The 24644-nt window shown below is 41.9% G+C and carries 28 protein-coding genes; 25 read left to right on the top strand and 3 right to left on the bottom strand.

What is annotated here, in order from left to right; all coding sequences use genetic code 11:
* The first annotated feature begins 386 nt into the window (after window positions 1-386).
* From uvrB to ADI76_RS02460, 14 genes are all read left to right on the top strand, one after another.
* Window positions 387-2375, top strand: a complete 1989-nt coding sequence (gene uvrB / locus ADI76_RS02535; RefSeq protein WP_049514543.1) for an excinuclease ABC subunit UvrB — start codon at window positions 387-389, stop codon at window positions 2373-2375.
* 12 nt (window positions 2376-2387) lie between these two features.
* Window positions 2388-3011, top strand: coding sequence for an NAD(P)H-dependent oxidoreductase (locus ADI76_RS02530; protein WP_049514541.1), 624 nt, complete (start codon window positions 2388-2390; stop codon window positions 3009-3011).
* A 103-nt stretch (window positions 3012-3114) separates the two neighbouring features.
* Window positions 3115-3468 carry a hypothetical protein gene (locus tag ADI76_RS02525; protein ID WP_049514538.1) on the top strand — a complete coding sequence of 118 codons (354 nt, stop codon included), beginning with the start codon at window positions 3115-3117 and terminating at the stop codon, window positions 3466-3468.
* A gap of 633 nt (window positions 3469-4101) precedes the next feature.
* Window positions 4102-4569 (top strand): 8-oxo-dGTP diphosphatase, encoded by a 468-nt coding sequence (locus ADI76_RS02515; protein WP_193390716.1) that lies wholly within the window; start codon window positions 4102-4104, stop codon window positions 4567-4569.
* Between the two features lie 305 nt (window positions 4570-4874).
* Window positions 4875-5579 (top strand): ATP-binding cassette domain-containing protein, encoded by a 705-nt coding sequence (locus ADI76_RS02510; protein ID WP_049514533.1) that lies wholly within the window; start codon window positions 4875-4877, stop codon window positions 5577-5579.
* A 3-nt stretch (window positions 5580-5582) separates the two neighbouring features.
* Window positions 5583-6680, top strand: coding sequence for a hypothetical protein (locus ADI76_RS02505; protein WP_049514530.1), 1098 nt, complete (start codon window positions 5583-5585; stop codon window positions 6678-6680).
* Between the two features lie 83 nt (window positions 6681-6763).
* Window positions 6764-7168: a PaaI family thioesterase gene (locus tag ADI76_RS02500; RefSeq protein WP_049514527.1), complete on the top strand. Its 405-nt coding sequence runs from the start codon at window positions 6764-6766 to the stop codon at window positions 7166-7168.
* Window positions 7143-7895: an HAD family hydrolase gene (locus ADI76_RS02495; RefSeq protein WP_049514525.1), complete on the top strand. Its 753-nt coding sequence runs from the start codon at window positions 7143-7145 to the stop codon at window positions 7893-7895. Before ADI76_RS02500 ends, ADI76_RS02495 begins: the two co-directional genes overlap by 26 nt.
* Before the next feature lie 117 nt (window positions 7896-8012).
* Window positions 8013-8348, top strand: coding sequence for a zinc ribbon domain-containing protein YjdM (locus tag ADI76_RS02490; RefSeq protein WP_049514523.1), 336 nt, complete (start codon window positions 8013-8015; stop codon window positions 8346-8348).
* 243 nt (window positions 8349-8591) lie between these two features.
* Window positions 8592-9215 (top strand): Pr6Pr family membrane protein, encoded by a 624-nt coding sequence (locus ADI76_RS02480; RefSeq protein WP_049514519.1) that lies wholly within the window; start codon window positions 8592-8594, stop codon window positions 9213-9215.
* A 274-nt stretch (window positions 9216-9489) separates the two neighbouring features.
* A complete protein-coding gene (gene pyrR, locus ADI76_RS02475; protein WP_003001719.1) occupies window positions 9490-10008 on the top strand; it encodes a bifunctional pyr operon transcriptional regulator/uracil phosphoribosyltransferase PyrR in 519 nt (172 codons plus the stop codon).
* Window positions 10009-10048: 40 nt separating this feature from the next.
* Window positions 10049-10972, top strand: a complete 924-nt coding sequence (locus ADI76_RS02470; protein WP_003016291.1) for an aspartate carbamoyltransferase catalytic subunit — start codon at window positions 10049-10051, stop codon at window positions 10970-10972.
* Between the two features lie 124 nt (window positions 10973-11096).
* The gene (locus tag ADI76_RS02465; protein ID WP_023918241.1) at window positions 11097-12188 is read left to right on the top strand and encodes a carbamoyl phosphate synthase small subunit; all 1092 of its coding nucleotides are present in this window, start codon (window positions 11097-11099) and stop codon (window positions 12186-12188) included.
* Window positions 12185-13924 (top strand): carbamoyl phosphate synthase large subunit, encoded by a 1740-nt coding sequence (locus ADI76_RS02460; protein WP_049514516.1) that lies wholly within the window; start codon window positions 12185-12187, stop codon window positions 13922-13924. Before ADI76_RS02465 ends, ADI76_RS02460 begins: the two co-directional genes overlap by 4 nt.
* Before the next feature lie 36 nt (window positions 13925-13960).
* On the opposite strand, the gene pepT is transcribed toward ADI76_RS02460, so the two are convergent.
* Genes pepT through ADI76_RS02445 form a run of 3 tightly spaced genes read right to left on the bottom strand, consistent with a single transcriptional unit; the run spans window position 13961 to window position 16757 of the window.
* On the bottom strand, window positions 13961-15181 hold the full coding sequence (pepT, locus tag ADI76_RS02455) for a peptidase T (RefSeq protein ID WP_049514515.1): 1221 nt from the start codon (window positions 15179-15181) through the stop codon (window positions 13961-13963).
* Between the two features lie 2 nt (window positions 15182-15183).
* Window positions 15184-16005, bottom strand: a complete 822-nt coding sequence (locus ADI76_RS02450) for a Cof-type HAD-IIB family hydrolase (protein ID WP_049514513.1) — start codon at window positions 16003-16005, stop codon at window positions 15184-15186.
* On the bottom strand, window positions 16002-16757 hold the full coding sequence (locus ADI76_RS02445; protein ID WP_049514511.1) for a LexA family transcriptional regulator: 756 nt from the start codon (window positions 16755-16757) through the stop codon (window positions 16002-16004). The genes ADI76_RS02450 and ADI76_RS02445 overlap by 4 nt, the downstream gene beginning before the upstream one ends.
* A 195-nt stretch (window positions 16758-16952) precedes the next feature.
* On the opposite strand from ADI76_RS02445, the gene ADI76_RS02440 reads away from it, so the two are divergent.
* The 11 genes from ADI76_RS02440 to trmD all read left to right on the top strand — a co-directional run bounded on the left by ADI76_RS02440 (window position 16953) and on the right by trmD (window position 24500).
* Window positions 16953-17390, top strand: a complete 438-nt coding sequence (locus ADI76_RS02440) for a GNAT family N-acetyltransferase (RefSeq protein ID WP_049514509.1) — start codon at window positions 16953-16955, stop codon at window positions 17388-17390.
* A gap of 66 nt (window positions 17391-17456) precedes the next feature.
* The gene (gene lepA, locus ADI76_RS02435; protein ID WP_009731117.1) at window positions 17457-19283 is read left to right on the top strand and encodes a translation elongation factor 4; all 1827 of its coding nucleotides are present in this window, start codon (window positions 17457-17459) and stop codon (window positions 19281-19283) included.
* Between the two features lie 155 nt (window positions 19284-19438).
* Window positions 19439-20083 carry a hypothetical protein gene (locus ADI76_RS02430; protein ID WP_049514507.1) on the top strand — a complete coding sequence of 215 codons (645 nt, stop codon included), beginning with the start codon at window positions 19439-19441 and terminating at the stop codon, window positions 20081-20083.
* An 84-nt stretch (window positions 20084-20167) separates the two neighbouring features.
* The gene (locus tag ADI76_RS02425) at window positions 20168-20662 is read left to right on the top strand and encodes a YkgJ family cysteine cluster protein (protein WP_003001664.1); all 495 of its coding nucleotides are present in this window, start codon (window positions 20168-20170) and stop codon (window positions 20660-20662) included.
* Window positions 20662-21351 carry a YjjG family noncanonical pyrimidine nucleotidase gene (locus tag ADI76_RS02420; RefSeq protein WP_049514505.1) on the top strand — a complete coding sequence of 230 codons (690 nt, stop codon included), beginning with the start codon at window positions 20662-20664 and terminating at the stop codon, window positions 21349-21351. Before ADI76_RS02425 ends, ADI76_RS02420 begins: the two co-directional genes overlap by 1 nt.
* A gap of 123 nt (window positions 21352-21474) precedes the next feature.
* A complete protein-coding gene (gene rpsP, locus ADI76_RS02415; protein ID WP_006596292.1) occupies window positions 21475-21747 on the top strand; it encodes a 30S ribosomal protein S16 in 273 nt (90 codons plus the stop codon).
* A gap of 19 nt (window positions 21748-21766) precedes the next feature.
* Window positions 21767-22006: an RNA-binding protein KphA gene (kphA, locus tag ADI76_RS02410; protein ID WP_003001620.1), complete on the top strand. Its 240-nt coding sequence runs from the start codon at window positions 21767-21769 to the stop codon at window positions 22004-22006.
* A 42-nt stretch (window positions 22007-22048) separates the two neighbouring features.
* Entirely contained in the window at window positions 22049-22381 is a 333-nt protein-coding gene (locus tag ADI76_RS02405) for a MazG nucleotide pyrophosphohydrolase domain-containing protein (protein WP_049514502.1), read from the top strand.
* 75 nt (window positions 22382-22456) lie between these two features.
* Window positions 22457-23239, top strand: coding sequence for an alpha/beta hydrolase (locus tag ADI76_RS02400; RefSeq protein WP_049514500.1), 783 nt, complete (start codon window positions 22457-22459; stop codon window positions 23237-23239).
* A gap of 36 nt (window positions 23240-23275) precedes the next feature.
* Window positions 23276-23794 carry a ribosome maturation factor RimM gene (rimM, locus tag ADI76_RS02395; RefSeq protein ID WP_049514497.1) on the top strand — a complete coding sequence of 173 codons (519 nt, stop codon included), beginning with the start codon at window positions 23276-23278 and terminating at the stop codon, window positions 23792-23794.
* Window positions 23784-24500, top strand: coding sequence for a tRNA (guanosine(37)-N1)-methyltransferase TrmD (gene trmD / locus ADI76_RS02390; RefSeq protein ID WP_049514495.1), 717 nt, complete (start codon window positions 23784-23786; stop codon window positions 24498-24500). Before rimM ends, trmD begins: the two co-directional genes overlap by 11 nt.
* The last annotated feature ends 144 nt before the right edge of the window (window positions 24501-24644 follow it).

Genomic DNA, 24644 nt, shown 5'->3' with positions numbered 1-24644 from the left:
GGTCATTCGTTAGAATTCGATTTCGTCGTCCCACCTCCGCACAGTTGAGTAGGGCTGTAAAAGTTGATGAAATCAGCATAGTAGAGCCCACTCAACCACTGCGTCTTGCTCGACAATCCAAAAACAATTAAGAGGCTATGACTTTTGTCCCAGCCTCTTGTTACGTATTGCATGGTTTTAGAATAAAAGACAAGACTTTCGAAGTAATTGCGAGAGTCTTGTTTAGTTTTTATGCTAATGAGTGTCCAATTAATTAGATTGTAATTCGCTCATGTACCAATTTAATAGATCGTTCTGTAATATGTTGTCTTCTCTCTTCATTCCTCATCTCAGAGAATTCTGGTGATTTATGGTAAAATAAGGTCTATATATGTGAGGACAAAGAGATGATTAATAGAGTAACAGACAACAAATTTAAACTAGTATCCAAATACCAACCGTCTGGGGATCAACCGCAGGCCATTGAACAGTTGGTGGATAACATCGAAGGTGGCGAAAAGGCCCAAATCTTGATGGGGGCAACTGGTACGGGGAAGACCTATACTATGAGTCAGGTCATCGCCCAAGTCAATAAGCCGACTCTGGTCATCGCCCACAATAAAACGCTAGCGGGCCAGCTCTATGGGGAGTTTAAGGAATTTTTCCCTGAAAATGCGGTCGAGTATTTCGTCTCTTACTACGATTACTACCAGCCAGAAGCTTATGTGCCATCGAGCGATACCTATATCGAAAAAGATAGTTCGGTCAATGATGAGATTGACAAGCTTCGTCACTCAGCAACCTCCGCTCTTTTAGAACGAAATGACGTTATTGTAGTCGCGTCTGTTTCATGTATCTATGGATTGGGTTCGCCTAAGGAATATTCCGACAGCGTGGTCAGTTTGCGCCCAGGTCTCGAGATTTCTCGCGATAAACTGCTGAACGACTTGGTGGATATCCAGTTCGAGCGCAATGACATCGACTTTCAACGGGGGAAATTCCGTGTCCGTGGGGATGTGGTCGAGATTTTCCCAGCTTCCCGTGATGAACATGCCTTTCGCGTTGAGTTTTTCGGGGACGAAATTGAGCGGATTCGTGAGATTGAAGCTTTGACGGGCCAAGTTCTAGGAGATGTGGACCACTTAGCCATTTTCCCTGCCACTCACTTCGTGACCAATGACGACCATATGGAAGTAGCCATTGCCAAAATTCAGGCGGAACTAGAAGAGCAGTTAAAAGTCTTTGAAAAAGAAGGTAAGCTCTTAGAAGCCCAGCGATTGAAACAACGGACTGAGTATGATATTGAAATGTTGCGAGAGATGGGCTACACTAATGGCGTCGAAAACTACTCCCGTCATATGGACGGACGGAGTGAAGGAGAGCCGCCGTACACCCTTCTTGACTTCTTCCCTGAAGATTTCCTCATCATGATCGATGAAAGTCACATGACCATGGGCCAAATCAAGGGTATGTACAATGGAGACCGCTCACGCAAGGAAATGCTGGTCAACTATGGTTTCCGTTTGCCATCTGCCTTGGACAACAGACCACTGCGTCGTGAGGAGTTTGAAAGCCATGTCCACCAGATCGTTTATGTGTCTGCGACACCAGGTGACTATGAGATGGAACAAACGGATACCGTCATCGAGCAAATCATTCGTCCGACAGGTCTACTCGATCCCGAGGTGGAAGTGCGTCCGACTATGGGACAAATGGACGATCTCTTGGGTGAGATCAATGCGCGTGTAGAACGTGGAGAGCGGACCTTTGTCACTACCTTGACCAAGAAGATGGCAGAAGATTTGACCGACTACTTCAAGGAAATGGGCGTCAAGGTCAAATACATGCACTCGGACATTAAAACATTGGAGCGGACGGAGATTATCCGTGATTTGCGTTTGGGTGTCTTTGATGTCTTGGTCGGTATCAACCTTCTTCGGGAAGGGATTGACGTACCAGAAGTTAGTCTAGTTGCCATTCTCGATGCGGATAAGGAAGGCTTCCTCCGTAATGAGCGGGGTCTCATCCAGACTATCGGTCGTGCAGCCCGTAATAGTGAGGGTCACGTGATCATGTATGCGGACACCATGACCCAATCTATGCAAAAAGCCATCGATGAAACGGCCCGCCGTCGTCAGATCCAGATGGCCTATAATGAAGAGCATGGCATTGTGCCACAAACCATCAAAAAGGAAATCCGTGATCTCATCTCTGTTACCAAGGCTGTGGCCAAGGAAGAGGATAAGGAAGTGGATATCACTAGTCTCAACCGCCAAGAGCGTAAGGAACTGGTCAAGAAACTGCAAGGCCAAATGCAAGAAGCCGTCGAAGTGCTTGATTTCGAATTGGCAGCACAGATCCGCGATATGATGTTGGAAGTGAAGGCTTTGGATTAGTAGGAGGGAAGAATGAAAATTCTAATCATCAATGGGCATCCGGATAAGGAAAGTTACTGTCAGGCTATTTTTCAAACCATTGTAGAGAATATTGATCCAAATCGCCACGAGCTTAAAGTGATCAGTCTCAATGATGAGGACTTTGATCCAGTCCTTCGCTACGGCTATCGAAAGCGGATGGAGGAAGATCCTTTTATTCTTCGTTCCCAAGAATTAATCCAGTGGGCGGATCACCTGATTTTTGTTTATCCCATCTGGTGGAGTAGTATGCCGAGCCTTATGAAGGGCTGGATCGACCGGGTCTTTACACCAGGGATTGCATACTCAGCCAATGATCAAGGAAGCTTCATCTGGAATTACCTTAGAGGCAAGCAATTCAAGAAGTTGCTTAAAGGCAAAACCGCCAGTATTTATGCGACCTCCATGGCGCCTACTTGGTGGTACAAGATCTTTTCAGGTCCTCTCAACATTCCGGATAGTTATGGTATCTCTGTTTTGAAAAATGCCGTCTTGAACCACTGTGGGATTAAAACCAAGCGCGTCTGCATCTTGGGAGAACTCGGACGGGATGTGAATACCGCTAGCATGCGGGAACACCATCTCCAAAAGATAGCAGCAGAAGTGAAAAAACTCTGATCAAAAGTTAGTTTGTTCTCATAAGTTAGGGTCTTTAGTTGTATTTTGAATAGGTTTTAGTTAAACTATTAATATAATCTATAAAACATAGGGATGATTCAATATGCTGCTATTTATCTATATGATCTATGTCGTTTTTTCACTATCCAAAATGAAAAATGAAGGAAAAAGGGTCTCTATTTTTACTAAGGTGATTGTTTACGGCCTATTGATTCTCTCTTTGTTTATGTTCTATTTCAGATTTTTGGCATTTTTATTTAGTCCATTGCCATTTTTTGGCTTTCTAGCTGCTCTTGCTATTGGAGGTATGATGCTATCTCTTAAAATAGTTATTGCCCTTGCTTTGCTTTTGTTATCTCTTAGCCTATTCTTAGATAGCAAAAATAGTAATCCGGAAACGCCTCTCATTGATCATTGGTTACGTTTGGGGGTTCATATTCTACTGATCATTATTTAAGGCAAGAACTCTACTTTCAAGCCTGAATGTGGAGTTTTTTGTCCCTTGAGATTTGCAACCACCAGAAACGGAAGTTAAAAATCTCAAGTGAAGGTATCAATCAATGCACATTGACGTAGTTATGGATTAGCTTTATAATCTAGTTAGTTACATCTTTTCTAAATTAGGGGGACTTCTCTATGCTAAAGCAGTTAAATGGTTTTAAAATGTTTTATTTATTCTTCTTAGCTTTTTTCGTTATTGAAGTAATACTAGTTTTTTTGGGTCTATCATTTACCCCTCTACTTAGTTGTCTCTGGTTTGATTTCTTATTTCTAGTTCTTTTTTTCCATCTTTGGTCTATCTTTTATAAAAAGAGAGAGTTCAAGTTTTTTCATCTAATCTTACAATTTTTGAGTGTCATTCTAGCATTTTTCATTTGGTTCATTCTCCAAGTGTCTTTTACAGATTCAACTAATACCATAATCCCTCCAATCCATCATAATTCGGAAATACGAGGGAATTATGTTGAAATCCCACATGGAGCGATCCCTATACGGAGTCGTGATTACTATGAACTGGTCAATCCCTTCATCATGAAGCTAGAAGTGAAATACAGAGAAGATGGATGGTAAATCCATAGAAAGGAAATATATGTCACGTACAACGCCTACTATACTGTGCAATCTTTGCATGGTCGAAGATCTTGAAAATGGGAAAGTAGTCCTCCAATACCGCTCACCTGAAAAGACTCACTGGGCTGGCTATGCTTTTCCAGGTGGCCATATCGAAGAAGGAGAAAGCCTTGTAGAATCCGTCATTCGTGAAGTCTACGAAGAGACAGGACTGACAATTGCAGATCCAAAACTCGTCGCAGTCAAAGACTGGGAGCCAGAAGAGGGAGGCCGCTATATTGTCTTTTGCTACAAGGCAACAGAATTCAAAGGTCAGCTAAGATCGTCTGATGAAGGAGAAGTTTCTTGGGTTGAGAAGGACCAATTAGAAAAGTTGGACTTGTCCTACGACATGCTTCCTCTGCTGGAAGTGATGGAAGACTCAGATTTATCCGAGTACTATTATCGCAAACGGACAGACGACGACTGGGAAAAATTAAGATTTTAAGTAAAGGGGCTAGAGGTATCTAGTTCTTTTTTCTCTTCAAAGATAAAATGTTGCTTAAAGCATTTAGAATGTTCCATTAGTGCTTGAATCTGCTTTAAAAAAGTACTATAGTATAAGAATAAAATACAATTGTAATCTTTCATACTGTGAATAGAAAGAAGGCAAGATATGAAATTACAATTTAGAATCCTTATAGGAATTTGCTTCTTGATCGGTGCCTTAGTCTTTGCCTTTCAAAAGGAGTGGTTATACGCTTTGCTGTTGCTTTTAGTTGGGGCTTCTTACCTTTATAAAGGAGTGCGTCGATGAAGAGTGAGTGTTTAAACATCAAGGGGCTAAATGTTTGGTATAAAAAAGACAAGCCCGTTATAAAAGACACGAATTTGCTTGTACTCAATCGTTCTGTAGTAGGGTTGATTGGTCGAAATGGAGCTGGGAAGACAACCTTGCTAAAAGCTTTAAGTAGTGTTTTTGATCATCGGCAGTACGCAGTTGAGACTGTTACTATAGAAGATAAGGTGACCTCTTTTCATACGAATTTCTATAAGAGCCGTACCTATACAGTTTTTACTGAAAACAATAGTTTTTTAAACTGGGATTTTGTTCATTATTTTAATTTTGTCTGTCGTTTGTATCATCGAAAGAGAGATGAAACGTTATTGCAGGACCTGATCTCAGGTTTTCATTTTGAAGAATTTCTCAACACCGATATCGGTAGTTTGTCAACGGGAAATAAGAAGAAAGTCTTCTTGATCACAGCTTTTTATCTCAAACCTCCCCTCCTTATTTTGGACGAACCATTTGATGGTCTTGATTTTGATGCGACAGAATTTCTATATGGTTTGCTATTGCAGTATAAAGAAGAAGGCGCTATTCTGATGAGTTCGCATATCGCAGAAAGTATCGTTCGAGTCTGTGATACAGCTTATACTATTGAAGATGGTCACCTAGACGCGATCGAATCGAATTTAGAAGATTGGTTTCATGACGTCAATCGTCAAAGGGGGTAGAGCATGCTACTAGCAATTTTTAGAGATTTGGTATCCAAAAATCGGTTCTTCTTGTTCTTGACTTCCTTAGCCTTTGCTCTTTATTACCATGTTGTTGGGGGCAAATTTTCTACGAGCTTTCAAGTCTTATTGATCAGTACGGCTATTGTCACTGCACTATCAACCTTTCAATTGTTGTATTCCTACTTTTCGATGGACAGGGTCCAGGCCTATTACCAGCTTCCGTTGTCTCTCAATCGTTTCAAAGGTTCTTTTCTGACTGTAACCTTTCTTCTCAATTTGTTAGAGCGCGTGCTGTTATTGATCCTCTTTTTGGGAATCAAGTTAGACCTGCCACAATCCTTTAAGCTTGTCCTCCTATCTTTACTGGTGGTATTGAGTGTTTTTTATGTCTTTATCCAGTTCAATACAAGGCCCAGTTTTCTAGGAGGGGTGCTCATTTTTGTAACAACTGTTCTCACAGTCTCTTCTTTATGGGTCCAACAAGTGTCCTATATGATCTTACTGTCAGTCCTCCTTGCTGTCTTAATTTTTAAAAATGAGGACCTGGTCGCGATTTCAAAAAATGATCAGTTGCTCGTCGCAAAGGGAAGAAGTGGCAATTATTTTTGGATTTCTTTGTTTCAAGAGCGCTATTTTTCCATCAATTTTGTCTTTACTCTCATATTCCTCCTTCTCATTCTGATACAGGATTATGATGCTCCTTTAAAAATCATCATTCTTTTAACGATGGCTTCTGTCAATACGCCATTAACCACCCTCATTTCCGCGGATAAAGATTTGATTGATCATGTTAAGTCCCTTCCTAAGAGTTGGTTCTTTTACTTGATGTATTACCGTGTATTGCTGACTTATCTCTTAGCTGTGAATCTATTTGTTGCTCTATTATTAAAAATGGAGGTCATGCCTGACTTGGGGATTCTATTTTTACTAGGAGTCATGATTCTAGCAGTAGTGGAAGCTTTTTTGCACTTACTTATTGAAATCTATTTCCCTTTAAGAAAATGGAATTTAAAGAGGGAATGTTGGAAGCACCCACGAAAATACATTGTTCCTAGTATCGTCTTCTTACTTAGTTGGAGTCTCCTTTTCTGTTTCTAAGGAATTGCTCCTTCGCTTGTATCTACTCCTTAATTGTAGTATGATAGAGGAGTTGAAAAGATGCTAGAAAAGGTGGCAAGTATATGAAAGATTTTCACTTTGATGCAATTGCTGCATTTGAAAATTACGAAATCGAAAAGATGAGAGATGGCCATGTAGTGGTGTCAACCAAGGTCGTTGAATCATCTCTCAATTATTATGGAAATGCGCATGGAGGCTATCTCTTTACCCTGTGTGACCAGATCAGTGGTTTGGTCGTGATTTCTCAGGGGGTCGATGGTGTGACCTTGCAATCCTCCATCAATTACTTGAAAGCAGGGCGTCTGGGTGATGTCCTCACGATCCATGGTGAGTGTGTCCACAGTGGACGGACGACTCGAGTTGTGGATGTGGATATTACCAATCAAGACGGTGTCAATGTCTGCAAGGCAACCTTTACGATGTTTGTTACGGGAGTGAGAGATGAATCCGTACAAGTACGCATTTAAAAATTATATTTTTGATTTTTATGGAACCTTGGTCGACATCGAAACTGATGAGGACAGTCCAGTCTTATGGGATACTATGGCTCAGATCTACCAATCCTACGGGGCAAGTTACACAGGAGAATGTCTGCACCTGCGTTATAGAGAGTTGGTGCAACAAGCTGAAGAAGACTTGGCCAAGGAAAAACAAGTTGACCATCCTGAGATTGATCTGACAGTCATTTTTGTGCAATTGTATCTAGAAAGTCATCCAAGTGGAAACAGTGTTACCCACCTCAAAGAGTGGGGACGTTTGATTGCACGGACTTTCCGTGTCCTTTCTCGCAAACGATTGGAGCTTTATCCTCACACGAAAGAAGTATTAGAGGATATGAAAGCTGCAGGTTGCCGGATCTATCTCTTATCCAATGCCCAAGCAGATTTTACCAATCCTGAGATTGATTTAGTAGGCTTGAGAGAACTTTTCCATGCCATTTACTTGTCATCAGATGCAGGTATTCGCAAACCTCAGCCAGAGTTCCTCTTGAAAGTCATCAAAGAACACCAGTTGAACCCTGAGAAAACGGTCATGGTGGGGAATGACTTTACAACAGATGTTGCTGTTGCCCAAAGTGTCGGGATGGAGAGTATCTTGATCAATACCTTCCCATACTCTGATGCTGAATTGCGCGAGAAGAATCAAGCAGGCGTGCGCGTGATTCAAGACATTCAAGAATTGCAGGAAGATTGAAAGATATCATCTATTTAAGGAGGCCAAGTTGCCTCCTTTTTATACAGTCGAGCAGAATTTGTCAAATTTTCGCTTTCATGGTATACTATGAAAGTTAATTTGAATAAGGAGATAAACATGAATAACTTACCAAACTGTCCAAAATGTAATTCTGAATACGTCTATGAAGATGGAGCCCTCTTGGTGTGTCCAGAGTGTGCTTATGAATGGAACCCAGCTGAGGTCGAAGAAGAAGAGGGTGTCGTAGCGATTGACGCCAACGGAAACAAATTGGCTGATGGCGATACAGTGACCTTGATCAAAGATTTGAAAGTCAAGGGTGCACCGAAGGATTTGAAACAAGGAACGCGCGTGAAAAACATCTGTATCGTTGAAGGAGACCACAACATCGATTGTAAGATTGATGGCTTTGGCGCAATGAAACTCAAATCAGAATTTGTGAAGAAGATCTAAAGATAAGAAGAAATAGTTCTATATAAAGTATACAAATTAATAGAGTTGTTTAAGTTTATAAGGAACTTTCCGCTGTGAGAAAAGTACTTGAAACAATATCGTTTCAAGTACTCGGGAGTTTTGAAACTTTGGGTTCAAAACTAAGTCATGGAACTTCGAAGAAGTTCGCTGACGTCCGTCTTCACTTAAGGAAAGTTCCTGATTATCTGAAGGGCCTAGCCCCTTTTCTTTCAGGAGAATACTATGAAATTCAAACTATTGTTTAGCTATCGTTTTCTATTGTTTATCTTAAGTGTGCTCGGCGTTTATCTGCAACTGACCAAGCATGGTGGCTTTGGTATGATGCTTTATTACACCATTTTGTCTAACATGTTGGTCATGTTCTTCATGGGAGACATGGTCTGGCGCATGCTTCGTGGTCGTTCGACCCAGACCCAGGGCTATCTTCGCTTGAAGGGGGCGGTGACCATGGCTATTATGATTACCTTTGTCATCTACCACTTTATGTTAGCGCCTCTTGCGACACCAGAGAAGTTTTATCGTTTAGAAAACTTCCTTTGTCATTACATCGTTCCTTTGATGTTCTTCTTTGATACCCTAGTGATTGATAAAGCCAAGCAATACCGTAAGCTCGATCCTTTCCTTTGGACCTTGATTCCCCTTGCTTATATGCTCTTTGCCCTTCTCAATGGTTTGGTCCTGAAGTGGCCGATTCCAGGTGCAAAAGATAGTCCTTTTGCTTATTTCTTTATCAATGTCAATAAATACGGCTGGGCTTTTGTTGGCAAATGGGTGGTGATCATCTTTATCGCCTATCTCTTGGCTGGCTATGTACTCTATGGGATCAAAAATATCAAGCGAAAATAGGCTGTTTTTTAGTAAAAACCGAACATTATTCAGACGAAAAGTCATATCTTTAAATTTTTTTGAAAAATGTTGAGTTTTTTCTTGCATGTCGTTTGAAACTGTGATATAGTTATCTCAATTAAATAAATCCTTTAATCCTGTCCCGTGAGGCAGGCAAGGAGACTGTGAAAAACAATGGCTAGGACCATAGGGCGAGACTCTATCCTCTTAGACCATTCATTTGCTGAACCTCCTTGAAAAAGGAGGTTTTTCTTTTACAACTAAGGAGGACTGAATGAAAACCAAAGAAGTCGTTGATGATTTGACGATGAAACGGGCCATTACCCGGATCACCTACGAAATCATTGAACGAAACAAAGATTTAAGCCAGATTGTGCTGGTGGGGATCAAGACGCGCGGTGTATACATCGCTCGCCGTATCCAAGAACGCCTCTCTCAGCTGGAACAAATCGATGTCCCTGTTGCAGAACTTGATACCAAGCCTTTCCGAGATGACATGAAGGCGACAGAAGATACGACGGTGTTACCAGTTGATATCGCTCATAGAGAAGTCATCTTGATCGATGATGTCCTCTATACAGGTCGCACGATTCGCGCTGCCATTGATAATCTGGTCAGTCACGGTCGTCCTGCTCGAGTAAGTCTTGCGGTTCTAGTCGACCGTGGGCATCGGGAGTTGCCGATTCGTCCGGACTTTGTTGGGAAAAATATCCCTACCAGTAAGTCAGAGGAAATCATTGTCGAGATGGTGGAGCTAGACGGCCAAGACCGCGTCCTCATCAAAGAAGCTTAAATAAATAATAAACCATTCACAACATAAAAGGAGAATCAACATGTCTGAAAATCAAATCGCTCTTAAAAACCTTGTCTCAATGGAAACTCTTACTAATGAAGAAGTAATGGCTTTGATCAAACGTGGGATTGAGTTCAAAAACGGAGCTAAAGCAGCCTACGAAGACCAACACATCATCTCAAACCTTTTCTTTGAACCTTCAACTCGTACCCACAAAGCCTTTGAAGTGGCAGAGTTGAAATTAGGATGTGATCTCCTTGACTTTGATGTGAAGACAAGCTCTGTGAACAAAGGGGAAACACTTTACGATACCATCTTAACCATGTCAGCTCTTGGTGTAGATGTCTGTGTCATTCGTCACCCTGAAGTGGACTACTACAAAGAATTGGTTGAAAGTCCAACAATCACTGCCTCTATCGTCAATGGTGGGGACGGTTCAGGTCAACACCCAAGCCAAAGCTTGCTTGATTTGATGACCATCTACCAAGAATTCGGTCACTTTGATGGCTTGAAAGTTTGTATCGCTGGGGACTTGGATCACTCACGTGTGGCAAAATCAAACATGCAAATCTTGAAACGTTTGGGAGCAACTCTTTACTTTGCAGGTCCAGACGAATGGAGAAGTGCGGAATTTGAAGATTATGGAACCTTCGTCACTATCGATGAAGTCATTGAAGAAGTGGATGTGATGATGTTCTTGCGTGTGCAACACGAACGTCATGATTACGAATCACTTTTCTCTAAAGAAAACTACCACCGTCTTCATGGTTTGACACAAGAACGTTATGACCGTATGAAAGATACTGCTATCTTGATGCACCCAGCACCAGTCAACCGTGACGTTGAAATTGCGGACCACTTGGTAGAAGCTCCTAAATCACGCATCGTAGAACAAATGACCAATGGTGTCTTTGTCCGTATGGCCATCATTGAAGCCGTCCTTAAAGGTCGCGGAGCAAAATAAGTTAACTGATAATTCATTGAAAGGAAAGAAAGAGGACAGAGTAGATCGCTACATGGAATCTGACTTTCCTTTTTTTGAGGAACTGTGATAAAATTGGATTAGTGTAATAGAAGGGAGGGGTTCAATGAAACGATTATTGGTCCTAGAGGATGGGACTGTATTTGAAGGAGAAGCCTTTGGTGCAGACCTATATGTGACTGGTGAGTTGGTCTTTACCACAGCCATGACAGGTTATCAAGAATTGCTAACGGATCAGGCTTTTAGTGGCCAGATTCTCTCCTTTACCTTCCCGGTTATTGGCGCAGCAGGGATCAATCGGGATGATTCTGAATCCATTACACCCACTTGTCTGGCAGTAGTGGTTCAGCATCTGGTGGAGATGCCGAGCAATTGGCGGCAGCAGATGACCTTGGATGAATTCTTGAAGCGAAAAAAAATCCCTGGTATTGTAGGGATTGATACCCGCCAGGTGGCAAAAATTGTCCGCAAGTATGGACGAATGAAGGCAACTGTTATTAACAAGGGGGATTCGATCGAGCATATCTTGGATCAGTTGCGAGCGACAGTCCTTCCAAAAGACCAAGTGCGTCAAGTCTCGACCAAAACGGCTTATGCTGTACCTGGTTTTGGAAAGAGTATTGCCTTGATTGATCTAGGGGTCAAGCACTCTGTCTTACGCCAGCTGAGTCAAAGGGACTGTAATGTGACAGTCTATCCCTATGATATCTCTTATGATGAACTGATGGAGCAGCAACCAGATGGGGTTATTTTATCCAGTGGGCCAGGCGATCCCCATCAGGTAAAAAAACTCTGCCGCTTGATCAAAAAGCTCAATGGTCAGATTCCGATCTGGGGTATGGGCTTAGGGGCTCAGTTGTTGGCACAAGCTTACGGCGCTGAGCTGGCCCCTATGGAAGTCGGACATTTCGGCTTGAACATACCTGTGCGTGAAATTGCGACAGGAAAAATCGAGATAACTAGTCAAAATCACTTGTATAGTATAGCGAGGGACAGTCTGCCCCATGATTTATTGGTCACACATGAAAATGTCAATGACCATAGTATTGAAGCTTTTCGTCATCGTTACCAACCGATTTTAGGAGTTCAATTCCAAGTGGATGCTAGTCCAGGTCCAAGAGAAAATCTCTATTTTTACGATGAATTTTTAGAGTTGATTGATGCCAAAATTCACGAAAGTAGAAGGGAGAAGGAATGATGAAAAAAAACCAGAAATTGCTTCTCCTGTGTGGAGATTCTTATCAGGATATTAGCCTCTTGGCTGCTGTAAATGAAGCACAAAAACTCAATGCCAAGGATGGGAATGCTCTTGTCCTTTACTTGGGCGAAGAAAATGCTATCACCCAAGAAGCTGCAGATATAGTTGTAGTTAGTAAGCTCAAGCTGGATGCTCTTAGGACGACTCTTCTTTCTTATACCGGATCTCGCTTGCTCTTAGCCTTTGCGGATAAACAGATTTTGAATCTCTTGTTTCGTTTCGAAGAAACTGGATTTTTCAAAGAAGCATCGATCATGATTGTCGGGCCGAGTCTCCAACGCTACCGTACTTTTTACCAACAGGCAGATCAACGACGTCTCTTTCAAGAGCTGGGCTATCAGGTACCGGCTTCGGCACTGGTTGGTTCGGTTCGAGAAGCTATCGAGTTTTCTGAAGGCATTCAATTTCCTATTATGATCTGGCCGGTAGCGAGTAAGCAAGGGCAAGGGCGAAAGATTGCTCATAACCTGGATGATTTGTGCGAAGCTGTAGAAATGGGACTTTCGGTTTCTCCAAGTCAGCAGTGTTTGCTAGAATTTTCGACCTATGGCTTTAAGGAACTGGATTTTGTAGTCATGCGGGATCGTGAAGACAATCACTACCTGGCGGCCTCTATTGAAAGCATTGATCCTGTTGGGATCCACTCTAGTGACTCTTACCAATTTATGCCAGCGATCACTCTGACTGACCGGGAGTTTCAAAATCTTCGTGAAGCAGCGATCCACATCAGTCGCTATCTGAAGCTGACAGGAGCCATCTCCATTAAGTTTGCCTTGGATCCAACCAGTTATGCTTTCTATATCTTAGAGGTTAATCCATTTGCTTCAGATAGTATCTCGATGGCCTCTATGGGCTTGGGCTATTCCTTGTTTGAGCAAGGCGTGCAGCTGCAATTGGGGCGCTCTCTCGAGCATTTGCCCCATCCATTATTACAGAAGATTAAGGCAGTCTATGAACCTAGTCTAGACTATATTTTCTTTAAGATTCCGATCTTTTCAGATGCTGCGCAAAATGCTCGTCTCAATACCCAAATTCACTCCTATGGGGCAGTTTATGGATTTGGAAAAAGGATCGATGAAGCTTACCAACAGGCCTTAGAAACCATTAAAGATAAAAAACTGCTGACTGTCTTTCCTGAAGAAATGACCGATGATGAGTTAATCCAAAAAATAGCTCGTCATATGCCCCATCGGCTCTTCTATATCTTAGAGGCTCTGAAACGTGGTTTTGAGTTTGAGGAACTCTTGGATTTAAGTAAATTATCCCCTATTTATTTGCAGGTCTTGGCCAATCTAGTGGAGTTAGAAAAAGGAGTAGAGGCTGAGACAAGTCCAGCATTTCTTCCGGTTGAGCCATCAGCTGGCTTATATGAGGTCAAAGCAGGAGCAGCCTATTATCTGACCCAAAATGGGACCAATGAGTCATTCGGTTTGGATGCTGCGTGTATCTTGGTGGATGATCTAGAAATTCGAGACCCGAGTTTTTACCAAAAGGTACGAAAGAAGGAGCAAGAGTTAAAAGAAAAAGGACAACAGGTGATCTTACTCACCAATCGTCCTTTTACAGAATCTTTGGCAGATAAAGTCTATTATCTTCCTATCAATGAGACAATCCTTAACCTAATTCAGACCATTGATCAGGTCAAAGATATTGTCAAGCTTTCTAACCTACAATAAAGGATCCGGACAATCTATCCGAATCCTTTTTGTTTCTTATTTTTTGGTCACAATACCGATAATGGTATCAACAGCACGTTCCATGGTTTGGAGGCTAACGTATTCAAAGCGACCGTGCATATTTTCGCCACCGGCAAAGATGTTTGGTGTAGGAATTCCCATAAAGGAAATTTTAGACCCATCTGTACCACCGCGGATTGGTTCAATGATTGGAGTGATGCCAAGATCTTCCATGACTTCCTTAGCAAGGGTAATCGGCGTCATATCTTTTTCAATCACTTGCTTCATGTTGTAGTACTGATCTTTGAGGGTGAGGAGAATGCGTTCGCTACCGAGCTCAGCATTCATCTGATCCGCAATAGATGTCATGAGGTCTTTGCGTTTCTCAAAGCTTTCAGTTTCAAAGTCCCGAATGATGTAACTGGCACTTGCTTCCTCAACAGTTCCTTCAATGTTCATCAAGTGGTAGAAGCCTTCATAGCCTTCGGTTAATTCAGGACGTGCTCCTTCAGGTAGTTTGTTATGGAAATCAATGGCCAATTGAAGGGCATTGATCATTTGACCTTTAGCTGTACCTGGGTGGACATTGCGTCCTTTGAAGGTGATTTCAGCTCCAGCTGCTGAGAAGGTTTCGTATTGAAGCTCCCCAAGAGGACCGCCATCAACCGTATAGGCAAAGTCTACATCAAAATCTTCTGCATCAAATTGATCTGCTCCGACGCCGATTTCTTCATCAGGACCAAAGCCGACACGGATCTCCCCGTGTTTGATTTCAGGATGCGCTGTCAGATATTCGATAGCCGTCATAATTTCAGCTATACCAGATTTATCATCTGCTCCCAGAAGAGTAGTACCGTCCGTCGTGATCAAGGTTTGTCCCTTGTAGTTGTTCAAATGAGCAAAATCAGCTGGATCCAGTGTGAAACCAGAATCCCCTAGAGCAATGACACCCCCATCATAATTCTCAACGATTTGAGGATTGACATTTTCCGCATTGAAGTCAGCGGTGTCCATGTGAGAGATAAATCCAATCTTGCGTGTAAAGCTTGGATCATTAGCTGGAAGTGTCCCAATGGCATAGCCGTTTGGTAAATAGTAGACGTTTTGAAGACCCACGCGTTTCATCTCAGGGATCAAGACGTTGGTTGCAAAATCAACTTGTGATTGGGTACTTGGAGTGGTTGTAGAGTTTTCGTCTGAACGTGTGTTGACCTTTACATAGGTAATAAAACGGTCCAAAAGATTTGCGTATTTCATAATTATTCTCCTTTTTCAGTTTCAATTAATTTGTGAATAGCATGGGCCACGCCATCCTCATCATTAGCCAAGGTGATGAAGTCAGCTATTTCCTTGACAGCAGCATTGCCATTTCCCATAGCGACGCTATAGCCAGCAAAACGAAGCATTTCAAGGTCATTATTAGCATCTCCAAGAGCCATAACCTGGTCTCGACTGTAGCCTAAAGTTTGGCTTAATGCTTGAAGAGCAGATGCCTTGCTCGCACCTTTAGGAAGGATTTCAAATAGGATATTCTGTGAACGAACAGTGTTAAAATCAGCTTCTAATGCAGCCTCGTGCTGAGCTTGAAAGACATCAATAGCAGAAGGATCTCCCACATACATAGCTTGAAAAATAGGAACAAGGTTGGGTAGATCCTCTTCTGAGACAGGTGTCGGTTTACTATTTACGATGCCGGCATCCATCGTAACCAGTTCACTGGCTTCAGGTGCGACCACTAGGTAGTGATCCATGTCAAATAAGGTCAGCTGGACGCCTGAATCTTTCGTCAAAACATGCAACCGGTGCATGTCCTCAAGGCTTAATTCTTCCTTGCCAATGATTTCCCAATTCTTAGTAGACAAAGTTGTACAGCCGTTATTGATAATCATATAGTAGTTGCCATCAGGAAGGCCAATCTCTTCAAAAATAGGACGGACCCCAGCTAAGGGACGTCCCGTACAGATCACAATATCATAGCCAGCTTCATGGGCCTTATGAAGAGCTTCGATATTGCCTTTAGACAGCGACTTATCTTCATGCAAGAGAGTGCCGTCCAAGTCAATCGCGATTAATTGAATCATTTGATCTCCTCCAAATCAAGAGGAACAAAGCCATCAATTACTTTTCCAATCACCCCAGGTTCCTCATCCAGTGGAATGATCTGATCACTATATTTCTTATTGAGGGAAACGAGTCGCACCCCGTTGGCCTCACGAAAGACACGTTTGATCAAAGTTTGCCCATCAAAATCAATGGCATAAATAGCCCCTGCCTGATCGTAGTAGGTTTGCTTGATTAACACAACAGCCCCTTTTTCATATTTGGGCTCTAGGGAATCCGTATGAATCCAAAAAGCCAAATCGTAAGGGATCTTTTGATCAAACCAGACGATATCAGCTTGTTTCTGATTTTGATAAGATGCAAAAGAATCATAAACAGAATAAGAGTGGTATTGCTTTTCAATCTTCTGTCTTTCTTTCTGATGGGTCAAGAGACTTTTTCCATAAGAAAGAAGATTTTCTTGATTTCCCTCATCGAGCTGTTTGTACAATCTCTCAATCTCTGAATCAATGACCACAAAATCATTTCGTAATCGAGGGTCAATTTCAGCAACTGCTACCTGAAAAAAGGCAGCAATCTTCTCCAAATTTTCAGGAACGGGAAGAGAAGTTCCTTTTACATATCCAGTCAAGGTGCTAGCAGGAATTCCAGTAATACGAGATAATTCGATCTGCTTTTTCCCTTGTTCTTTCAGTAATTCTCGGATCTTTTCCGATATAATCCGTAATGCCTCTTTGTCTTGAGGACTTGCTTTTCCACGACCTCTGGCCAACGTACTCACCTCCTTGTATTTACCTTTTCTATTATAATGAATTAAATCGAAAAAGTAAATAGAAATCCGTGATAAATGTGAAAAAAGATTAATTTGATATAAATCGGATTTCTAATGGAAATTTTATTTAATTTTCCTTTACTTTCTGAGGAAAAAGGTCTAAGATAAAATCAAAGAATTCATGGAGGTTGGGGTATGATTCGTAGCGTTCAAGTCAAAGATGCAGGTCAAATTCGAGATTTGTGTCACCAAGCATTGGGGTATGATTCGACCCTTGAGAAAGTGGCGGGTCAGATTGAAAAATTCAATCTGCCAGACTCGGGTCACTTTTGTTTTGTTTACGAAGAGGACCAAACAGGCCATATTCTTGGTTATGTTGAAGCAGAGGTTTATGAAAGTCTTTATAGTGACGCCGGTCTAAATATTTTAGGTCTAGCGGTTTTCCCTTCTGCGCAACGACATGGGATCGGTCGCCAATTGATGGAGCGAGTTGAAGAACTTGCTAAAAGCAGGCATTCTGCTTTTATCCGTTTAAATTCTGCATCTCATCGAAAAGAAGCCCATATCTTTTACGAACGCTTGGGTTATGAAGGAAATAAAACGCAGAAGCGATTTTTGAAAATAATGAATTAAGATAGGCAAAGGCCTATCTTTTTTGTTATAATGAAGAGTACGATTAAATTTACTAGGAAGATGATTATGCCAAATTTTGAAGAATTAAAAAAACGACAAGAGAAGATTCGGAACTTCTCGATCATCGCCCATATTGACCACGGAAAGTCAACCTTGGCCGATCGAATCTTAGAAAAAACCGAAACAGTGTCTAGTCGGGAGATGCAAGCCCAACTTTTAGATAGTATGGACCTGGAACGGGAACGTGGAATTACCATCAAGCTCAATGCCATCGAGTTGAACTACACAGCCAAAGATGGGGAAACCTATATCTTCCACTTGATTGACACACCAGGACACGTGGACTTTACCTATGAGGTTTCGCGTTCGCTCGCTGCTTGTGAGGGAGCTATTCTCGTAGTGGATGCCGCTCAAGGGATTGAAGCCCAGACCCTAGCCAATGTTTACCTTGCTTTGGACAACGATTTGGAAATCCTGCCAGTCATTAACAAGATTGACTTGCCAGCTGCGGATCCAGAACGTGTGCGCACGGAAGTAGAAGATGTCATCGGCTTGGATGCCAGTGAAGCTGTCCTAGCTTCTGCCAAGGCTGGTATCGGGATTGAAGAAATTTTGGAGCAGATCGTTGAGAAAGTTCCAGCACCGACCGGTGATGTTGAAGCCCCTCTTCAAGCCTTGATCTTTGACTCTGTATATGATGCCTATCGTGGGGTGATCCTTCAGGTCCGAGTGGTCAATGGAATGGTTAAACCAGGCGATAAGATCCAGCTCATGAGCAATGGCAAGACCTTTGATGTCACAGAAGTTGGGATCTTTACTCCTAAAGCAGTTGGACGTGATTTCCTTGCGACTGGAGACGTTGGCTATATTGCGGCCTCTATCAAGACCGTTGCGGATACCCGTGTCGGGGATACGGTGACCCTAGCGACTAATCCGGCAAGTGAGCCCCTACATGGATACAAGCAAATGAATCCAATGGTCTTTGCCGGTCTTTACCCGATTGAATCCAACAAATACAATGATCTTCGTGAAGCTTTGGAAAAATTGCAATTGAATGACGCCAGTCTTCAATTTGAACCCGAAACTTCTCAGGCCCTTGGTTTTGGTTTCCGTTGTGGTTTCTTGGGTCTCCTTCATATGGACGTTATCCAGGAGCGCTTGGAGCGTGAGTTCAACATTGACTTGATCATGACAGCACCGTCTGTTATCTACAAGGTCAATTTGACAGATGGAGAAGCACTGGATGTCTCAAACCCTTCTGAGTTTCCAGATCCAACCAAGATCGCATCGATCGAAGAACCTTATGTCAAAGCGCAAATCATGGTGCCACAAGAGTTTGTCGGAGCTGTCATGGAATTGGCTCAACGCAAACGTGGGGATTTTGTGACCATGGATTACATTGATGAAAATCGGGTTAATGTCATCTATCAAATCCCACTGGCGGAAATTGTCTTTGATTTCTTTGATAAATTGAAGTCTTCCACTCGTGGCTATGCGAGCTTTGACTATGAGTTGTCTGAATACCGTCCATCCAAACTGGTTAAGATGGATATTCTCCTCAATGGAGATACCGTCGATGCCCTCAGCTTTATCGTTCACAAGGACTTTGCTTATGAACGTGGTAAGTTGATCGTTGAGAAGCTTAAGAAGATTATCCCTCGTCAACAGTTTGAGGTGCCCATCCAAGCAGCCATCGGTCATAAGATCGTGGCCCGTACAGATATCAAGGCTCTTCGTAAGAACGTCTTGGCCAAGTGTTATGGTGGGGACGTCTCACGGAAACGTAAGCTTCTTGAAAAACAAAAAGCCGGTAAGAAACGGATGAAAGCTATCGGTTCGGTAGAAGTACCGCAGGAAGCCTTCTTGTCCGTATTGTCAATGGATGAAGAATAAGAAAGAAAGTGCCCCCTAGAGGGCACTTTTGTTTTATGTTTGAAAGAAATGAACTGGATTAGAGATATTGTATCAGATGTAACACTTTTCCTATTTTAAAATACCCTCGTTTATGGTAGACTAAAGGACGGAAAACGTTCACAAGGAGGTTGAGCATGAAACACAAATTACTAGTCGCATCCCTTACGATTCTCTCTGCCTGCACACTAATGGCCTGTAGTCACACCACAAAAAAAGATACAGCAGCTTCTTCTACAAAAGAAAGTAGCAGCAAAGTCGAAAAGAAAACAAGCAGCTCTTCGTCAAAGGATGCTTCTTCTACAAAGAAAAGTACTACCAATCAAGAAACCAAGCGGATTGGAAATGCAGATTATGGTTACATCGATATTCCAAGTAAATGGATCAAGTTCACGGATATCGATGGGACAGAGGCTGTCCAGTATACGGATGGGAGTGGCTATAATATTGTAACCATGGACAGCTTTACCAAAGAAAAGGCAAAAGTTCCTGCTGATATGGAGTTTAATGCAGAATTTTTAGCCAAGAAACTAGCCGTTATGTGGCAAGATAATAAGGATGTTGGCAAGATGATGGGAGCGCGGACTAAAGTCGCAGGTCTGGATGCCTACCAGCTTCAAATTGTCATGAAATCTGGTCAATACCTGATTACTTGGATCTTCCAGAAGGGTGAAAAAGTTTATACCATTTCATTTGAAGGAGATGCAGAAACCTTGAAAACCTTTATCCCATACATCGAAGACACATGGAGCTTAGATGGAACAGGTGCCGTAACGGATTAATGAAGAAAGATAGATCGCAGGATCTATCTTTTTTTAGAGTCTTTGTGGTATAATCTTTCTATTGTTTAGAAGAGGAAATAGAGGATGACACAGGAAATTGATATTGAAAAATACCATCAGTTAGCTCTCCAAAAGCAAAAGGAGCATCGCAAGGTATTGGCGAATCTTAAGAAGAAACCACCTAAAAATCTAGATAAAATAGCGCAAGAAATCCACGATGAAGTGTTCCAGGAAATAGATTGTACGGCTTGTGCCAATTGCTGTAAGACCTTAGGGCCTGATTTTAAGGAAGCAGATATCACGCGGATCGCCAAGTATTTCAAGATGAAACTTCCTGCTTTTGAGGCGGAATTTCTTCAAGTCGATGAAGATGGGGACAAGGTTTTTAAATCCATGCCTTGCCCTTTCTTAGGTGGAGATAACCTCTGTTCGATTTATGATGTTCGTCCGAAAGCTTGTCGGGAATTCCCTCACACCGATCGCAAGAAGATCTACCAGATCAACCATCTGACCATCAAAAATACCCTCACTTGCCCAGCTGCTTATTTATTTGTAGAAAAATTGAAAGATCGTTTGTAATGGCATATAAATTTTTACTTTTTGATTTGGACCATACCTTGTTGGATTTTGAATCTGCTGAAGAAACAGCCTTGACGCAGATGTTAGAAGACATGAATTTTCCAGATGTAGAGGCATTTAAAGATTACTACAAACCTATGAACCAAGGGCTCTGGAAGGACTTGGAACAAAAGAAGCTCACCAAACAAGAACTCGTGGATAGTCGGTTTGCGATTGGGTTTGCCCACTTTGGGATCACGGTTGATGGGGCCGAGATGGCTCTTCGCTACCAAGATTACATCAGTCTTCAAGGGCAGTCTTTCCCAGGGGCGGAGGACTTACTGGCCCGACTTGAAAAAGCAGGTTACCAGCTCTATGGTGCAACGAACGGAGTGACTGCCATTCAAGAAGGACGCTTAGCTCATTCTACCATCGCACCTTATTTTAAAGAGGTCTTTATCTCTGAACAGCTTCATACTCAGAAACCAGAACCTGCATTTTTTGTCAAAGTAGGCCAGCTGATTCCAGGTTTTAGCAAGGAAGAGACCCTCATGATCGGTGATTCTTTGACAGCTGATATCGCAGGAGGCCATGCTGCGGGGATTGATACTGTCTGGTACAATCCAGATCATAAGGAACATACCAGCCAAGTAGTGCCGACTTATGAAGTTAGCACCTATCAAGAAATCTCCGATTTATTGCTTAATTAAAAAATTTTAAACACTGTCAAGTTTTTTTCTTGACAGGTTGATGAAATGTGTTATAATAGATCATGTGCTAAATAGCTTGTCTATTTCACCGAAAATTAAAATATAGAAAAGAGACTTATAAAAATGGCAGTTAAAATTCGTTTGACTCGTATGGGTTCTAAGAAAAAACCTTACTACCGTATCAACGTTGCAGATTCACGTTCACCACGTGATGGACGTTTCATCGAAACAGTTGGAACTTACAATCCACTTGTTGAAGAAAACCAAGTAACTTTGAAAGAAGACCGCGTTCTTGCATGGTTGGCTGATGGAGCTCAACCTTCAGATACAGTTCGCAACATCCTCTCAAAAGAAGGTGTCTTGAAGAAATTCCACGATTCTAAATTCTCAAAATAATCATAAAGTAGGTTGATGTATGGATACGATTGAAAATCTTATTATTGCAATTGTGAAACCCTTGATTTCACAACCGGATGCCTTAACCATCAAGATCGAAGATACTCCGGAATTCTTGGAGTACCACCTTGACCTTGATCCTAGCGATGTTGGTCGTGTAATCGGTCGAAAAGGTCGCACCATTTCTGCGATAAGAACGATTGTCTACTCTGTCCCAACTGAAGATAAAAAAGTAAGAATCGTTATTGACGAAAAATAAAAGGCGGGACTCTGTCCCGTTTTTTTGTTGCAAGGAGAAGCTATGAAAGAAGTGACCATTCGGCAATTACAAGCCTATTTAAAAGAACATTACAAAGATAGTCGTACGGAAGAAGGTCTGTTTATCAAGCTCGTCGAAGAGGTTGGGGAAGTTGCCGAGGTCTTAAATGGTCGTTCTGGACGAAAAGAAGGGGTTCAGGACTCAAATGAGGAATTGGCCAAAGAACTGGCTGATATCATTCACTATACAGTCGCTATCGCAGCTATCAATGACATCGACCTCACTAAAACCATCTTTGAAAAGGATAAAATAGCAGCTGTCAAATACCAGCACGAGAAGGATTTGGAGCAGTTTCTAGCAGAAAAGAGCATTTGAGAAAATCCCTTGAACGTGATAAAATAAAACGTAAGGTTGTTGAGTGAATTGTTGTTTAGAAAGAGTTGTTTTGATATGAACCGATTTGAAGTAACTACAAAGATTGGTTGTTTCTCTGTTACTTATAAAAAGAGAAATAAAGTACTAGTTTGTTTAAATGGTGCTGGTTTGATACCGAGTTATGAAAATTTTCTACCAATACTTGAAAAACTTCCTTCCTCAATAGGTTACCTTACGATTGATTTTCCGAATACAGGTAGGAGTCCGATTCATAATCAAACAGGAATTAATTTGGATAATCTTGTTGAAGCGGTATACAAAATCCTGAAAGGATTGGAAATTTCCAATTATATACTTTGTGTTCATAGTTTAAGTGGTGTTTTGGCTTTAAAGTTAATGAGTCAACCAATTAAGTGTCAAGCCTTGATAGCAATTGAACCAACAACAAAAAATATAATGTTTGCTGATTTTTCAAAAAATCCTTATCCAAAAATGGAAGAGCAAATGAGAATGATCGAAGAATGTGGTCCGGAAAATTATTTTAAGGGACTAACTCAAGCAACATTTGAACCTGAAACTGATAGACTGATTTGGAAATTGATGGAAGAAAAGGGCTTAGAATTGGAAAAGCAAGTTCCTGGATTTCAGATATCTGTAAATATTACTTCTGAAGATTTTGATAGTTTGTCCTTAGCAGATAATATTCCTGTTTTCGTATTTTGTCAGGCGTACAGAGAAAAAGAGTACAGAGATTCAGAATATTGGAATTCTAATACAAAACTCATTCTAGGTGGAAACCACCACTATCTACAGTGGTCAGAATCGGGAAAAATTGCAGCTCTTATTAGAGAACTGTAGAGATAAATTAATTAAAAGAGGAATATAAAGAATAAAATGAATTATTTTAACGTTGGGAAAATTGTCAATACCCAAGGCTTACAAGGAGAGATGCGGGTCTTGTCTGTGACAGACTTTGCGGAAGAGCGTTTTAAAAAAGGAGCTGAGTTGGCTCTCTTTGATGAGAAGGATCGTTTTGTCCAAACGGTGACCATTGCCAGTCACCGCAAGCACAAGAACTTCGACATCATCAAGTTTAAGGATATGTACCATATCAATGCCATCGAGAAATTCAAAGGCTTTAGCCTCAAGGTTGCAGAAGAAGACTTGACGGATTTGGAGGATGGTGAATTTTATTACCATGAGATCATCGGTCTTGATGTTTATGAAAATGACCAATTGATTGGTCAGATCAAGGAGATCCTGCAACCAGGTGCCAATGATGTCTGGGTGGTGAAACGTAAAGGCAAACGAGACCTTCTTTTGCCTTATATCCCACCAGTAGTCCTCAAAATTGATATTCCAGGAAATCGAGTGGATGTGGACATCTTAGAAGGGTTAGACGATGAAGATTGATATTTTAACCCTCTTTCCAGAGATGTTTTCGCCTTTGGAGCACTCTATTGTCGGAAAGGCGCGTGAAAAGGGACTTCTCGAGATCAACTACCATAATTTCCGTGAAAACGCAGAGAAAGCCCGTCATGTGGACGATGAACCCTATGGTGGCGGGCAGGGCATGCTCTTACGTGCTCAGCCCATCTTCGATACCTTTGATGCCATCGAAAAAAAGAATCCGCGCGTGATCTTACTTGATCCAGCAGGTCGGACTTTTGACCAAAGTTACGCAGAAGAGTTGGCTCAAGAAGATGAATTGATCTTTATCTGCGGTCACTATGAGGGCTACGATGAGCGGATCAAGAGCTTGGTAACGGATGAGATTTCACTGGGGGATTATGTCCTGACAGGTGGGGAACTTGCTGCCATGACCATGATTGATGCGACAGTCCGCTTGATTCCAGAAGTGATCGGCAAAGAGTCCAGTCACCAGGATGACAGTTTCTCTTCTGGCCTTCTAGAATACCCTCAATACACACGGCCTTATGAATACAGAGGAATGACGGTTCCTGATGTCCTCATGAGTGGCCACCATGAAAAAATCCGTCAATGGCGCCTCTATCAGAGTTTGAAAAAGACCTTGGAGCGTCGCCCTGACCTGCTAGAAAACTACGAATTGACAGCAGAAGAAGTGAAGATGTTGGAACAAATTAAACAAGAAGACTAACAGCGTCAGCTGTTTCAGATTGAAGACAAAGTCATATTAAAAACTTTCCTTAGATGAGTACGGACGTCAGCGAACTTCCACGAAGTTCCATGACTAATTATTGAGCCTAAGGTCTCAATAATTCCGAGTGCCTGAAACGTTATT

Source organism: Streptococcus parasanguinis, from assembly GCF_001074805.1.
GTDB lineage: Bacteria > Bacillota > Bacilli > Lactobacillales > Streptococcaceae > Streptococcus > Streptococcus parasanguinis_A.
The sequence above is the reverse complement of the archived record's forward strand: the minus strand, read 5'-3'. Positions and strand labels throughout refer to the sequence as shown.

What these genes read in the sequence shown, in the direction of transcription:
- ADI76_RS02480 (WP_049514519.1), top strand. Translation starts at nt 8,592, where the DNA reads ATGAAATTCAAACTATTGTTTAGCTATCGTTTTCTATTGTTTATCTTA.
- ADI76_RS02500 (WP_049514527.1), top strand. Translation starts at nt 6,764, where the DNA reads ATGAAAGATTTTCACTTTGATGCAATTGCTGCATTTGAAAATTACGAA.
- ADI76_RS02420 (WP_049514505.1), top strand. Translation starts at nt 20,662, where the DNA reads ATGGCATATAAATTTTTACTTTTTGATTTGGACCATACCTTGTTGGAT.
- pyrR (WP_003001719.1), top strand. Translation starts at nt 9,490, where the DNA reads ATGAAAACCAAAGAAGTCGTTGATGATTTGACGATGAAACGGGCCATT.
- lepA (WP_009731117.1), top strand. Translation starts at nt 17,457, where the DNA reads ATGCCAAATTTTGAAGAATTAAAAAAACGACAAGAGAAGATTCGGAAC.
- rpsP (WP_006596292.1), top strand. Translation starts at nt 21,475, where the DNA reads ATGGCAGTTAAAATTCGTTTGACTCGTATGGGTTCTAAGAAAAAACCT.
- ADI76_RS02465 (WP_023918241.1), top strand. Translation starts at nt 11,097, where the DNA reads ATGAAACGATTATTGGTCCTAGAGGATGGGACTGTATTTGAAGGAGAA.
- ADI76_RS02440 (WP_049514509.1), top strand. Translation starts at nt 16,953, where the DNA reads ATGATTCGTAGCGTTCAAGTCAAAGATGCAGGTCAAATTCGAGATTTG.
- pepT (WP_049514515.1), bottom strand. Translation starts at nt 15,181, where the DNA reads ATGAAATACGCAAATCTTTTGGACCGTTTTATTACCTATGTAAAGGTC.
- ADI76_RS02510 (WP_049514533.1), top strand. Translation starts at nt 4,875, where the DNA reads ATGAAGAGTGAGTGTTTAAACATCAAGGGGCTAAATGTTTGGTATAAA.
- ADI76_RS02460 (WP_049514516.1), top strand. Translation starts at nt 12,185, where the DNA reads ATGATGAAAAAAAACCAGAAATTGCTTCTCCTGTGTGGAGATTCTTAT.
- ADI76_RS02515 (WP_193390716.1), top strand. Translation starts at nt 4,102, where the DNA reads ATGTCACGTACAACGCCTACTATACTGTGCAATCTTTGCATGGTCGAA.
- ADI76_RS02525 (WP_049514538.1), top strand. Translation starts at nt 3,115, where the DNA reads ATGCTGCTATTTATCTATATGATCTATGTCGTTTTTTCACTATCCAAA.
- rimM (WP_049514497.1), top strand. Translation starts at nt 23,276, where the DNA reads ATGAATTATTTTAACGTTGGGAAAATTGTCAATACCCAAGGCTTACAA.
- ADI76_RS02470 (WP_003016291.1), top strand. Translation starts at nt 10,049, where the DNA reads ATGTCTGAAAATCAAATCGCTCTTAAAAACCTTGTCTCAATGGAAACT.
- ADI76_RS02495 (WP_049514525.1), top strand. Translation starts at nt 7,143, where the DNA reads ATGAATCCGTACAAGTACGCATTTAAAAATTATATTTTTGATTTTTAT.
- kphA (WP_003001620.1), top strand. Translation starts at nt 21,767, where the DNA reads ATGGATACGATTGAAAATCTTATTATTGCAATTGTGAAACCCTTGATT.
- ADI76_RS02430 (WP_049514507.1), top strand. Translation starts at nt 19,439, where the DNA reads ATGAAACACAAATTACTAGTCGCATCCCTTACGATTCTCTCTGCCTGC.
- trmD (WP_049514495.1), top strand. Translation starts at nt 23,784, where the DNA reads ATGAAGATTGATATTTTAACCCTCTTTCCAGAGATGTTTTCGCCTTTG.
- ADI76_RS02505 (WP_049514530.1), top strand. Translation starts at nt 5,583, where the DNA reads ATGCTACTAGCAATTTTTAGAGATTTGGTATCCAAAAATCGGTTCTTC.
- ADI76_RS02490 (WP_049514523.1), top strand. Translation starts at nt 8,013, where the DNA reads ATGAATAACTTACCAAACTGTCCAAAATGTAATTCTGAATACGTCTAT.
- ADI76_RS02425 (WP_003001664.1), top strand. Translation starts at nt 20,168, where the DNA reads ATGACACAGGAAATTGATATTGAAAAATACCATCAGTTAGCTCTCCAA.
- uvrB (WP_049514543.1), top strand. Translation starts at nt 387, where the DNA reads ATGATTAATAGAGTAACAGACAACAAATTTAAACTAGTATCCAAATAC.
- ADI76_RS02450 (WP_049514513.1), bottom strand. Translation starts at nt 16,005, where the DNA reads ATGATTCAATTAATCGCGATTGACTTGGACGGCACTCTCTTGCATGAA.
- ADI76_RS02405 (WP_049514502.1), top strand. Translation starts at nt 22,049, where the DNA reads ATGAAAGAAGTGACCATTCGGCAATTACAAGCCTATTTAAAAGAACAT.
- ADI76_RS02400 (WP_049514500.1), top strand. Translation starts at nt 22,457, where the DNA reads ATGAACCGATTTGAAGTAACTACAAAGATTGGTTGTTTCTCTGTTACT.
- ADI76_RS02530 (WP_049514541.1), top strand. Translation starts at nt 2,388, where the DNA reads ATGAAAATTCTAATCATCAATGGGCATCCGGATAAGGAAAGTTACTGT.